The organism is Pseudomonas sp. LBUM1671 (genome assembly GCF_059695685.1).
The window spans coordinates 5,653,613-5,666,605 of the sequence record NZ_CP166782.1 but is presented as its reverse complement, the minus strand read 5'-3'; the positions used below and the strand labels follow the sequence as shown (position 1 = coordinate 5,666,605).

At 60.3% G+C, this 12,993-nt stretch carries 11 protein-coding genes; 10 read left to right on the top strand and 1 reads right to left on the bottom strand.

The window, feature by feature from the left end; translation table 11 throughout:
- Positions 1–30 precede the first annotated feature (30 nt).
- From ACA060_RS26275 to trpE, 7 genes are all read left to right on the top strand, one after another.
- Positions 31–1,074, top strand: coding sequence for an ABC transporter substrate-binding protein (locus tag ACA060_RS26275; RefSeq protein WP_109635303.1), 1,044 nt, complete (start codon positions 31–33; stop codon positions 1,072–1,074).
- Positions 1,075–1,270: 196 nt separating this feature from the next.
- Complete coding sequence (locus ACA060_RS26270; RefSeq protein ID WP_497314057.1) at positions 1,271–2,518, top strand: ABC transporter permease; 1,248 nt, start codon at positions 1,271–1,273, stop codon at positions 2,516–2,518.
- A 12-nt stretch (positions 2,519–2,530) separates the two neighbouring features.
- A complete protein-coding gene (locus tag ACA060_RS26265) occupies positions 2,531–3,355 on the top strand; it encodes an ABC transporter permease (RefSeq protein WP_403107452.1) in 825 nt (274 codons plus the stop codon).
- Positions 3,356–3,576: 221 nt separating this feature from the next.
- Entirely contained in the window at positions 3,577–4,725 is a 1,149-nt protein-coding gene (locus ACA060_RS26260) for an iron-containing alcohol dehydrogenase (RefSeq protein WP_109635298.1), read from the top strand.
- 117 nt (positions 4,726–4,842) lie between these two features.
- Positions 4,843–5,517 (top strand): ribulose-phosphate 3-epimerase, encoded by a 675-nt coding sequence (gene rpe / locus ACA060_RS26255; protein ID WP_008027088.1) that lies wholly within the window; start codon positions 4,843–4,845, stop codon positions 5,515–5,517.
- Complete coding sequence (locus tag ACA060_RS26250; protein WP_497314054.1) at positions 5,514–6,332, top strand: phosphoglycolate phosphatase; 819 nt, start codon at positions 5,514–5,516, stop codon at positions 6,330–6,332. Before rpe ends, ACA060_RS26250 begins: the two co-directional genes overlap by 4 nt.
- Positions 6,333–6,403: 71 nt before the next feature.
- A complete protein-coding gene (trpE, locus tag ACA060_RS26245; RefSeq protein WP_497314052.1) occupies positions 6,404–7,885 on the top strand; it encodes an anthranilate synthase component I in 1,482 nt (493 codons plus the stop codon).
- A gap of 182 nt (positions 7,886–8,067) precedes the next feature.
- On the opposite strand, the gene estP is transcribed toward trpE, so the two are convergent.
- Positions 8,068–9,978, bottom strand: coding sequence for an esterase EstP (estP, locus tag ACA060_RS26240; protein ID WP_497314050.1), 1,911 nt, complete (start codon positions 9,976–9,978; stop codon positions 8,068–8,070).
- A 405-nt stretch (positions 9,979–10,383) separates the two neighbouring features.
- Here estP and ACA060_RS26235 point away from each other — a divergent pair, with 405 nt between their 5' ends.
- From ACA060_RS26235 to trpC, 3 genes are read left to right on the top strand one after another with little or no spacing between them, the layout of a single operon-like run.
- A complete protein-coding gene (locus tag ACA060_RS26235) occupies positions 10,384–10,977 on the top strand; it encodes an aminodeoxychorismate/anthranilate synthase component II (protein WP_109635289.1) in 594 nt (197 codons plus the stop codon).
- 9 nt (positions 10,978–10,986) lie between these two features.
- Complete coding sequence (trpD, locus tag ACA060_RS26230; protein WP_497314048.1) at positions 10,987–12,036, top strand: anthranilate phosphoribosyltransferase; 1,050 nt, start codon at positions 10,987–10,989, stop codon at positions 12,034–12,036.
- Positions 12,033–12,869 (top strand): indole-3-glycerol phosphate synthase TrpC, encoded by an 837-nt coding sequence (gene trpC, locus ACA060_RS26225; RefSeq protein ID WP_109635285.1) that lies wholly within the window; start codon positions 12,033–12,035, stop codon positions 12,867–12,869. Before trpD ends, trpC begins: the two co-directional genes overlap by 4 nt.
- Positions 12,870–12,993 lie beyond the last annotated feature (124 nt).

Here is a 12,993-nt window from a genome sequence, read left to right as displayed (position 1 = left end):
CACCAACCCTGCACGTGGAGAGAACAATAAATGTTGAGATCCCTGAAATTCACCGCTTTGGTCATGGGCATGATCGGTGCGGCACACGCGATGGCGGCGGGCCCGGATTTGACCGTGGTGTCCTTTGGCGGGGCGAACAAGGCCGCGCAGGCCAAAGCGTTCTATGCACCGTGGGAAGCGGCTGGCAACGGCAAGATCGTGGCAGGCGAATACAACGGTGAGATGGCCAAGGTCAAAGCCATGGTCGACACCAAGAGCGTGTCCTGGGACCTGGTGGAAGTTGAATCGCCAGAACTGTCTCGCGGTTGCGACGAAGACATGTTCGAGCAACTTGACCCTGCGCTGTTCGGCAAATCCGAAGATTACGTCAAGGGCGCGATTCAGCCTTGTGGCGTAGGTTTCTTCGTGTGGTCGACCGTGTTGGCCTACAACGCCGACAAACTGGCCTCCGCACCGACCAGCTGGGTAGATTTCTGGGACACCAAGAAATTCCCGGGCAAGCGCGGCCTGCGTAAAGGCGCCAAGTACACCCTGGAATTCGCACTGATGGCCGACGGCGTTGCGCCGAAAGACGTCTATAAAGTGCTGGCCGGCAAAGATGGCCAGGATCGCGCATTCAAGAAACTCGATGAGCTCAAGCCAAGCATTCAGTGGTGGGAAGCCGGCGCACAACCGCCGCAATACCTCGCGTCCGGTGACGTGGTCATGAGCTCGGCCTACAACGGCCGGATCGCCGCCGTGCAGAAAGAAAGCAACCTGAAAGTCGTGTGGAACGGCGGTATCTACGACTTCGACGCATGGGCGATTCCGAAAGGTCTGGACGCCAAGCGCGCCGAAGCGGCGAAGAAGTTCATCGCGTTCTCGGTGGCTCCGCAGCAGCAGAAGACTTACTCGGAAAACATTGCTTACGGCCCAGCCAACATTCAGGCCGTCCCGTTGTTGTCCAAGGATGTCCTGAAAGACATGCCGACCACCCCGGAAAACATCGCCAACCAGGTGCAAATCGACGTCAGCTTCTGGGCTGACAACGGCGAGCAACTGGAACAGCGCTTCAATTCCTGGGCTGCGAAGTAACCAGAGGGCTCGCCCTCTTGTGAGGGCGAGCTTTTGTGGCGAGGGAGCTTGCTCCCGCTTGAGTGCGCAGCACTCACAAAATTGGAAGTTGTCAGCAGAATTTTGGGGCCGCTTCGCAGCCCAGCGCGAGCAAGCTCGCTCGCCACAAAAGCTCGTTCCCACTTCAACGATTGATCAAAGATTTCCGGAGTACGCCATGGCCACCGCCATTCCCCTGAACGCGGGCACTGACCCCACCTTGAAGCAGCGGCTCAAGCACGCCGAGCGGATCAACCGCTGGAAGGCACAAGCCTTGATCGCGCCGTTGGTGCTGTTTCTGTTGCTGGTGTTCCTGGTGCCGATCGTGGCGCTGCTCTACAAAAGCGTTGGTAACCCGGAAGTGGTCGGCGGCATGCCGCGCACCGTGGCGGCCATCGCCAGTTGGGACGGCCGCGGCCTGCCCGCTGAACCGGTTTACAAGGCGGCCAGCGAAGACCTCGCTGAAGCGCGCAAAAATCAGACCCTGGGCGACCTGTCCAAGCGCTTGAACATGGAGTTGGCCGGCTACCGCAGCCTGCTGACCAAAACCGCCCGCGCCTTGCCGTTCGCCACCGAACCGGCCTCTTATAAAGAAGCGCTGGAGGGCCTCGACGAGCGTTGGGGTGACCCGGCCTATTGGCAAGCGGTGCGCCGCAACACCAGCAGTATTACGCCGTACTACCTGCTGGCGTCCGTCGATCATCGCATCGACGACCTCGGCGAAATCGCCCCGGCCACTCCTGACCAGGCGATCTACCTCGACATCTTCGCCCGCACGTTCTGGATGGGCCTGATCATCACCGTGATCTGCCTGGTGCTGGCTTATCCGTTGGCCTACCTGCTGGCGAACCTGCCATCACGCCAAAGCAACCTGCTGATGATTCTGGTGCTGCTTCCGTTCTGGACCTCGATCCTGGTGCGGGTTGCCGCGTGGATCGTGTTGCTGCAATCGGGCGGGCTGATCAACAGCGGCCTGATGGCGATGGGCATCATCGATAAGCCGCTGGAGCTGGTGTTCAACCGTACCGGGGTTTACATCTCGATGGTGCACATCCTGCTGCCGTTCATGATCCTGCCGATCTACAGCGTGATGAAAGGCATCTCCCCGACCTACATGCGTGCCGCGATCTCCCTCGGCTGCCACCCGTTCGCCAGTTTCTGGCGGGTTTATTTCCCGCAGACTTATGCCGGTGTCGGCGCCGGTTGCCTGTTGGTGTTCATCCTCGCGATCGGCTACTACATCACCCCGGCGTTGCTGGGCAGCCCGAACGATCAGATGGTCAGTTACTTCGTCGCCTTCTACACCAACACCAGCATCAACTGGGGCATGGCGACCGCACTCGGTGGGTTGCTGCTGTTGGCGACCGTGGTGCTTTATCTGATTTACAGCTGGCTGGTGGGCGCCAGTCGCCTGCGCCTGAGCTAAGGGGAGAATGAAATGCTGAGTCCTTATATGTCGCCCATCGAACGGGCGTGGTTTTACAGCTTGCGGATTCTCTGCGGCCTGATTCTGTTGTTCCTGATTCTGCCAGTGCTGGTGATCATTCCGCTGTCGTTCAACTCGGGCAGTTTCCTGGTGTATCCGCTGCAAGGCTTCTCGCTGCACTGGTATCAGGACTTCTTCGCCTCGGCGGAATGGATGCGGGCATTGAAGAACAGCATCATCGTTGCCCCGGCGGCGACGGTACTGGCAATGATCTTCGGGACGCTGGCGGCGATCGGCCTGACGCGGGGCGATTTCCCGGGCAAGGCGCTGGTGATGGCGCTGGTGATTTCGCCGATGGTGGTGCCGGTGGTGATCATCGGTGTGGCGAGCTACCTGTTCTTTGCGCCGCTGGGCCTGGGTAACAGCTTCTTCTCGCTGATCGTGGTGCATGCGGTGTTGGGTGTGCCGTTTGTGATCATTACTGTGTCGGCGACCTTGCAGGGGTTCAACCATAACCTGGTGCGTGCCGCTGCCAGTCTGGGTGCTTCGCCGCTGACGGCGTTCCGCCGGGTGACGCTGCCGCTGATTGCGCCGGGTGTGATCTCCGGCGCGCTGTTTGCTTTCGCGACGTCGTTCGATGAAGTGGTGGTGACGCTGTTCCTCGCCGGCCCGGAACAAGCGACCTTGCCTCGGCAGATGTTCAGCGGTATCCGCGAAAACCTCAGCCCGACGATTGCTGCTGCGGCGACCCTGCTGATTGCCTTCTCGGTGATCCTGTTGCTGACCCTGGAATGGCTGCGCGGCCGCAGCGAAAAACTGCGTACCGCCCAGGTCTAAGCCCAAACACCATCCCCTGTGGGAGCGAGCCTGCTCGCGATGACGGACTGACATTCAATTATTGATGTCGACTGATACTCCGCTATCGCGAGCAGGCTCGCTCCCGCAGGGATTCAGGGTGTTTTCGGGATGTTGGGTCATTCATGGCCTGAATAGCAGACAAACCCCAATCCCCAGCTACTATTGTGCCCAGCTCCCCTATTTATAAGAGGCTGCGCACGATGAGTCTTTCCTCTTTCAAAATCGCTCACAAACTGATCACCGGCGCAGGTGCCATCGAGCAACTGGCCGCCGAACTCACCCGCCTGGATGTCGACAACCCGCTGATCGTCACCGACGCTGCCCTGGTCAAGTCCGGCACGGTCGAGCTGGCGCTCGCGCAGTTGGGCGATCGATCCTACGAGATTTTCGACCGTGTGCTGCCAGACCCGGAAATCGCCATCGTCGAGGACTGCATGCGGGTATACCGCGAGGGCGGGCATGACGGTCTGATCGGACTCGGCGGCGGCAGCGCCATCGACATCGCCAAAAGCGTCGCGGCCTACGCCGGTTACCACGGTGCGCTGGAGGATTTGTTCGGCGTCGATCAGGTGCCACGCAAAGGCCCACCGCTGATTGCCATCCCGACGACGGCCGGCACCGGCTCGGAGGTGACCAACGTCGCCATCCTCTCCGACAAGGTCGCGCAACTGAAGAAGGGCATTGTCAGCGACTATCTATTGCCGGACGTGGCGTTGGTCAGTCCGCAAATGACCCTGACCTGTCCGCGCAGTGTCACTGCCGCGAGTGGCGTTGATGCGCTGGTGCATGCCATCGAATCCTACTTGTCGGTCAACGCCTCGCCGATCACGGATGCCCTGGCCATTGGCGCCATCAAGCTGATCGCCAAAGCGCTGCCCAAGGCTTACGCCAACCCGTCCAACCTGCAAGCCCGCGAAGACATGGCCACCGCCAGCCTGATGGCCGGCATGGCCTTCGGTAATGCCGGGGTCGGCGCGGTGCATGCGCTGGCGTATCCGCTGGGCGGGCGTTTCAACATCGCCCACGGCGTCAGCAACGCCTTGCTGCTGCCGTATGTCATGACCTGGAACAAGATGGCCTGCGTCGAGCGTATGCAGGATATTGCCGAGGCCATGGGGGTGAAGACCGCTCACCTGAGCGCCAACGAAACGGCGGACAAAGCCGTGGAGGCAATGACCGAATTGTGCGCCGCGGTAGAAATCCCGCCGGGCCTGCGCAGCTTCGGTGTTCCGGAGGACGCGATCCCGGCCATGGCCGTGGAAGCCGCGGGGATCGAGCGCCTGATGCGCAACAATCCACGCAAGTTGAGCGCCATCGATATCGAGAAGATCTACCGAGCGGCGTTCTAGAGCCTGCCGTAACTGATTTGATCGAAGGCAGGCCCAATCATCGCGGTCACAGTGCGCGCGTCAAAGCATGAGGTATACAATGCGCGCCATCGTGATTCTGCTCAAAAAAGGTGCGTCATGCAGCCCTTCGTCATTGCTCCGTCGATTCTCTCCGCCGACTTCGCCCGCCTGGGTGAAGAAGTGGACAACGTCCTGGCCGCCGGCGCCGACTTCGTGCACTTCGATGTCATGGACAACCACTACGTACCGAACCTGACCATCGGCCCGATGGTCTGCGCCGCGCTGCGCAAGTACGGCGTGACCGCGCCGATTGACGCTCACCTGATGGTCAGTCCGGTGGACCGTATTGTTGGTGACTTCATCGAGGCTGGTGCGACCTACATCACGTTCCACCCGGAAGCCTCGCAGCACGTCGATCGTTCCCTGCAACTGATCCGCGAAGGCGGCTGCAAGTCGGGCCTGGTGTTTAACCCGGCAACGCCGCTGGACGTGCTCAAGTACGTGATGGACAAGGTCGACATGATCTTGCTGATGAGCGTCAACCCGGGTTTCGGCGGGCAGAAGTTCATCCCCGGCACCCTCGACAAGCTGCGTGAAGCGCGCGCGCTGATCGATGCCTCCGGCCGTGACATCCGCCTGGAAATCGACGGCGGCGTCAACGTGAACAACATTCGTGAAATCGCAGCGGCTGGCGCCGACACCTTCGTCGCCGGTTCGGCGATCTTCAATGCACCGAACTACCAAGAGGTGATTGAAAAGATGCGTTCCGAACTGGCGTTGGCTCGTCCATGAGTGGCTTTGAGCAGCTGTTCCCGGGGCGTCTGCCGCGGCTGGTGATGTTCGATCTGGATGGCACGCTGATCGATTCGGTCCCCGACCTCGCCCTGGCTGTGGATAACATGCTGCTCAAACTCGGGCGTCAACCCGCCGGCCTCGAGTCGGTGCGCGAGTGGGTCGGCAACGGCGCACCGGTGCTGGTTCGCCGTGCGCTGGCCGGTGGCATCGACCATTCGACGGTCGACGACGGTGAAGCCGAGGGCGCACTGGCGATTTTCATGGAGGCTTATAGCGAGAGCCATGACTTGACCGTGGTCTATCCAGGCGTGCGTGACACCCTCAAATGGCTGCACAAGCAGGGTGTCGAGATGGCACTGATCACCAACAAGCCGGAGCGCTTCGTCGCGCCGCTGCTGGATCAGATGAAAATCGGCCGTTACTTCAAGTGGATTATCGGCGGCGACACCCTGCCGCAGAAAAAGCCTGATCCAGCCGCGCTGTTTTTCGTGATGAAAATGGCCAATATTCCGGCCTCGCAATCGCTGTTTGTCGGCGATTCGCGCAGCGACGTGCTGGCGGCGAAAGCGGCGGGGGTCAAGTGCGTGGCCCTCAGCTATGGCTACAACCATGGCCGGCCTATTTCGGAAGAGTCGCCGACGCTGGTGATCGACGATCTGCGCAAGCTAATTCCCGGTTGCCTGGATCCAGCCGCTGAGATAACGTTGCCCGACGTAGCTCAACCCCCTTCTGGAAACGCCATCGTGGTGGTCACTCGCAAACTCTGGATGAAAGTCATCAAGGCCCTGGCCCGCTGGCGTTGGCGCGCCTGACTTGATTCTGGCCGGCTTTCCGGCGCGTTTGCATACCTGACTGTTAGCACCTCAAGCCACGAGGCTACCCCATGATCCGCGAAGAATTCCTGCGTTTGGCCGCTGCCGGCTATAACCGTATCCCGTTGGCCTGCGAAACCCTGGCCGACTTCGATACCCCGCTGTCGATCTACCTGAAACTGGCCGACGAGCCGAACTCCTACCTGCTGGAATCGGTGCAAGGCGGGGAGAAGTGGGGCCGTTATTCGATCATCGGCCTGCCGTGCCGCACCGTGCTGCGGGTTCACGATCATCAGGTGAGCGTGACCCACGACGGCGTCGAGATCGAAAGCCACGAGGTCGAAGATCCTCTGGCCTTTGTCGAAACCTTCAAAGCCCGCTACAACGTGCCGACCATCCCTGGCCTGCCGCGCTTCAATGGCGGTCTGGTGGGGTATTTCGGTTACGACTGCGTGCGCTATGTGGAGAAGCGTCTGGGCAAGTGCCCGAACCCGGATCCGCTGGGCGTGCCGGACATTCTGCTGATGGTCTCCGACGCCGTGGTGGTGTTCGACAACCTCGCCGGCAAGATGCACGCGATTGTGCTGGCTGACCCCTCAAAGGAAGATGCCTTCGAGCAAGGTCAGGCCCGTCTGGAAGAGCTGCTGGAAAAACTCCGTCAGCCGATCACCCCGCGCCGTGGCCTGGATTTCAGCAAGCAACAGTCGGCTGATCCGGTATTCCGCTCGAGCTTCACCCAGGATGATTACGAAAAAGCTGTCGACACCATCAAGGAATACATCCTGGCCGGTGACTGCATGCAGGTCGTGCCGTCCCAGCGCATGTCGATCGACTTCAAGGCGGCGCCGATCGATCTGTATCGGGCGCTGCGTTGCTTCAATCCGACGCCTTACATGTACTTCTTCAACTTCGGCGACTTCCACGTCGTCGGCAGTTCGCCGGAAGTGCTGGTGCGGGTCGAAGACAACCTGATCACCGTGCGCCCGATTGCCGGCACCCGTCCGCGTGGGGCCAACGAAGAAGCGGACCTGGCGCTGGAAAAAGACCTGCTGTCGGACGACAAGGAAATCGCCGAGCACTTGATGCTGATTGACCTGGGCCGTAACGACACTGGTCGGGTGTCGGAGATCGGCTCGGTGAAACTCACCGAGAAAATGGTTATCGAGCGTTATTCCAACGTGATGCACATCGTGTCCAATGTTACCGGCCAATTGAAGGCTGGACTGACGGCGATGGACGCACTGCGGGCGATTCTGCCAGCGGGTACGTTGTCGGGCGCACCGAAGATTCGCGCGATGGAAATCATCGACGAACTGGAGCCGGTCAAGCGTGGCGTCTACGGCGGGGCAGTGGGCTACTTTGCCTGGAACGGCAACATGGACACCGCGATTGCGATCCGCACCGCAGTGATCAAGAACGGCGAACTGCACGTGCAGGCCGGTGGTGGCATCGTCGCCGACTCGGTGCCGGCGCTGGAATGGGAAGAAACCCTGAACAAGCGCCGTGCGATGTTCCGCGCCGTGGCCCTGGCCGAACAAACCCCGGACGCCTGAGTTCACACAAAACCTGGGGCGAGCCTTTGTGGCGAGGGGGCTTGCTCCCGTTGGCCTGCGAAGCAGACCCAATCGACGACTGCTTCGCAGTCGAGCGCGAGCAAGCTCGCTCGCCACAATAAGTGTTCAGCATAAAAAAAACGCGGCACCTGTGAGGGCGCCGCGTTTTTTTTGCCTGATGTTTAGAAGTCCAGCGCAACGCCTACGTTAATGCCTTGCTGGGTAAAGTCGTCATCCTTGCGAATGTCATAACTCGCCCGCAATGCCAGATCCTTGGTGAGGTTGTGGCTCACGCCTAGGTTCAAGCGGTTCAGGTGGGATTGCGGTGTGTAGCCAGCCAGGGAGTAACTGTTGTTCGGCAGGCTGTTGAGGTTCATCGTCACATCCTGGGTATCGTCGTTGTACTCGCGCTCGTGAGCCAGTTCGCCGAACACCTGGGTCTGCGAAGTGATCTGGTACTTGCCCTGGATGCCGAGACCAAGACGCCGGGAGATGCGCGACTGATCATCGAAGGTCAACGCGGTGGAGTCGGCACCGTCTTCCGAATAACCGTCGACTTCGACTTTGGCGAAATCAGCACTCACGAACGGCGACAGGTGCCACGGGCTGCTGGCCTCTGGCGCGATGTCATACCCCAGGCGGCCACTGATAGCGACCAGGTAACCGTCGGTGTCGCCTTTCTCTGCGCGTTCGTTGACCCCCAACTGGAATTTGCGTTTGAGGCTGTCGTAGTCCAGATGCCCGGCGGTCACTGCCGCGTCACCCCACCAACGGTTTTGCTGGTACTGGGCGAATGCCGTACCCATGTAGGTGTTGAGCTTGTAATCCGAGTCGTGATCGCCTGCTTCGAGCTTCTGATTGTAGAAGCCCGCCGCCAAACCTACACGCCATGCGTCATTGAGCCGGTAGCTGCCGCCGATATTCAGGTTGGCGCCGTTGCCGTCAGCACTGGCGCCACTGCGCTGGCTATCGAAATCCTGGTGTTGGCCGCCGCCGGCGACAATCGCCCGCCATTGACCCACGCCTTGCCAGTTTTCCCAATCAGCCAGCCACTGGTTGCGCAACTCATCCTGATGAGAACGCAAAGTCCCTTGGGCCATTTGTGGCAACAGGGTGGCTTCCCATGGCGCGGCCAGCAGCGAGTAGGCGTAATCGGCAATCAGGCGTTGCCCGGCTTCGGTCGGGTGCACCGAGTCGTTGTAGATAAGTTTGGTTGGGTCCGGCGTCGCACTGTTGATGCCGTAACGGGCGTTTTCCGTACAGCTGCTGCCGCTGAAGCAGGTGGCGCTTAGGTTCTGATCGGTGGCCAGGCCGAACTGCCCTGGGTTGGCAAACGTCTCCTTAAGCAGAACCGGGATGTTCAGCGGAATGACGTTGGCATTGACGTTCTGCAGCTGGCTCACCAGTTCAGTGTTGAACTGGGTGCTGAGTTGGGAGGTGAACGCTTGCAGTGGTGTGCCGTTGAAGGCCGGGGTGAAGCCGATGTCTGGCAGCAACCAGACCATGATGTAGCGGGCACCGGCCTGTTGAAGGGTTTGCACGCTGCTGACCAGGCGATCGGCGGCGGCGCTGGCCTGAGGCAGGCTGGTCACGCGACCTTGCAGGAAGTCGTTACCACCGCCCGACAGGTAATACAGCGCGTTCGGGTCGGCGCGGAAATTGTTCGACGGCAGATAGCCTGCTCGGGTGCGATCGCCCGTGGCGGAGGTGCTGGTGATCGAATCGAGAATCTGGTCGGTGCGATAACCGCCGACGGCCCAGTTGTTGCCATCGGGCTGGCCATTGTTGGCGCGTACCGCCGAGGAAGATGAGGCGGTCTGATCCGCCGAGAAGCCTAGTTTTCCGCCAAGAATCTGTGTGGAGTTGAGCGAGCGGACTTCGCCGCTGCCATCCAGGTAAACCGGCCCCGTCCGGTTGGTAAAGCGCTGGGTCGAACCGGCAGGCCCGCCCGTGTCGGCAAAGGTCCCGGCATCGTTGAGACTGTCACCGAAGACGACGAAATTGGAGTAAGGATTAGGCGCGGCGATCGCCTGGGCGCAGGCCATGGCGAGCAAGCATCCTGCGAGCGGTACAAACAACGTCTGTTTGATCATGAGCAAGTCCGTTTATTTATTGTTGTAGTGAACGAAACGACAGTACCAAAAACTTCCGGCCTTTTGCCATCGGTCGCGAACCGTTCAATTGTTTCGCGGCCAGTCACGCCGGCTATATTGCACGCTCTGCCCAGCTAAGTTACTGTGCCGAGACGTATGAATGAGACCTTCCCCGTGTTGATCATCAGCAAACTTCTGGATCAAGTCATCAAGGCACACGCCCGCTGGCGTTGGCGCGCCTGAATTCTTTTGCCGGCCCCGCCGGACCTGTACCGATTTGCCTTCTTCACCCGTATGACATACCGCTTTGCCGGCGCACCCGGCGACTGACAAAGCGCAGGACGTTGCGGGTAATCATTCGAAGGCTGTACTTAAAGTCAGTGAATTCAAGAGGTTCCAACCGCCATGTTGCTGATGATCGATAACTACGACTCTTTTACCTACAACGTTGTGCAGTACCTCGGTGAGCTCGGCTCCCAGGTCAAAGTCGTGCGCAACGATGAGCTCACCGTTGCCGAAATCGAAGCGCTCAACCCTGAGCGTATCGTCGTGTCCCCCGGCCCTTGCACCCCGACCGAAGCCGGAGTCTCGATCGATGTGATCAAGCATTTCGCCGGCAAACTGCCCATTCTTGGTGTCTGCCTCGGTCACCAATCCATCGGTCAGGCCTTTGGCGGTGATGTGGTCCGCGCCCGGCAGGTCATGCACGGTAAGACTAGCCCGGTATTCCACGAGGACAAGGGCGTATTCGAAGGCCTGAATCGTCCGCTGACGGTGACGCGTTATCACTCGCTGATCGTCAAGCGCGAAACCCTGCCCGATTGCCTGGAGCTGACCGCCTGGACCCAGCTCGAAGACGGCTCGGTCGACGAAATCATGGGCCTGCGCCACAAGACATTGAACATCGAGGGTGTGCAGTTCCACCCCGAGTCTATTCTCACCGAGCAGGGCCACGAGCTGTTCGCTAACTTCCTCAAACAAACCGGCGGCACGCGCTAAGGACTTTTCATGAATATCAAGACAGCCCTGAGCCGTATCGTCGATCACCTCGACCTCAGCACCGATGAGATGCGCGATGTCATGCGCGAGATCATGACCGGGCAATGCACGGATGCGCAGATCGGCGCGTTCATGATGGCCATGCGCATGAAAAGTGAAAGCATCGACGAGATCGTCGGCGCGGTGTCGGTCATGCGCGAGCTGGCGGACAAGGTCGAACTCAAGACCCTCGACGGCGTCGTCGACGTGGTCGGCACCGGTGGTGACGGTGCAAACATCTTTAACGTATCGACCGCTTCCTCTTTCGTGGTGGCAGCGGCCGGATGCACCGTGGCCAAGCACGGTAACCGTGCGGTGTCGGGCAAAAGCGGCAGCGCTGACTTGCTGGAGGCGGCCGGGATCTACCTGAACCTGACTCCGGTCCAGGTGGCACGCTGCATCGACAATGTCGGCATCGGTTTCATGTTTGCCCAGACCCATCACAGTGCAATGAAGTACGCCGCCGGCCCGCGCAAGGATCTTGGCCTGCGTACCCTGTTCAACATGCTCGGCCCGCTTACGAATCCGGCCGGCGTGAAACACCAGGTGGTGGGCGTGTTCAGCCAGGCGTTGTGCCGGCCATTGGCCGAAGTCTTGCAACGTCTGGGCAGCAAGCACGTGTTGGTGGTGCATTCGAAGGATGGCCTGGATGAGTTCAGTCTGGCGGCGCCAACCTACGTGGCAGAACTGAAGAATGACCAGATCACTGAGTATTGGGTCGAGCCGGAAGACCTGGGCATGAAGAGCCAGAGCCTGCACGGCCTGGCGGTGGAAAGCCCGGCGGCGTCCCTTGAGCTGATTCGCGATGCCCTGGGCAAGCGCAAGACCGAAAGCGGCCAGAAAGCCGCCGAGATGATCGTGCTCAATGCCGGTGCGGCGCTGTACGCCGCCGACCTGGCAACCAGTTTGAAAGAAGGCGTTGCCCTGGCGCACGATGCGCTGCACACAGGCCTCGCTCGGGAAAAACTTGAGGAGTTGGGTGCATTTACCGCGGTATTCAAAGTGGAGAATGAGGGATGAGTGTACCGACGGTTCTGGAAAACATTCTGGCCCGCAAAGTCCAGGAAGTTGCCGAGCGTAGCGCCCGTGTGAGTCTGGCGGAGCTGGAAAGCCTGGCCAAGGCGGCCGATGCACCCCGTGGTTTTGCCAAGGCACTGATTGCTCAGGCCAAGCTGAAACAGCCGGCCGTCATTGCCGAAATCAAGAAAGCCTCGCCGAGCAAAGGCGTGATCCGCGAGCACTTCGTTCCTGCCGACATTGCCAAAAGCTACGAGAAGGGCGGCGCGACGTGCTTGTCGGTGCTGACCGATATCGATTACTTCCAGGGCGCCGATGCATATCTGCAGCAGGCGCGGGCGGCCTGCAACCTGCCGGTGATCCGCAAGGATTTCATGATCGATCCGTACCAGATCGTCGAAGCCCGCGCGTTGGGCGCTGACTGCGTGCTGTTGATCGTCTCCGCCTTGGATGACCTGAAGATGGCCGAACTGGCGGCCGTGGCCAAAAGCGTCGGCCTCGACGTGCTGGTGGAAGTCCACGATGGCGACGAGCTGGAGCGGGCCTTGAAAACCCTCGATACACCGCTGGTTGGCGTGAACAACCGCAACCTGCACACCTTCGACGTCAGCCTCGAAACCACGCTCGACCTGTTGCCACGCATCCCGCGTGATCGCCTGGTGATTACGGAAAGCGGCATTCTCAACCGGGCCGATGTGGAGCTGATGGAAATCAGTGACGTGTACGCGTTTCTGGTGGGCGAGGCGTTTATGCGCGCCGAAAGCCCGGGCACCGAGTTGCAGCGCCTGTTTTTTCCTGAGCGCGGCGGTCCGGTCAGCGGTTCTACGCTCGACTGAGTGCAGTCAGGCAAACCGCTGCGCGCCCTTCGCGAGCAAGCCCGCTCCCACATTGGATCTGTGTACACAATTCTGATGTGGGAGCGGGCTTGCTCGCGAAGAGGCCCTCAAATTTCCCAAAGAC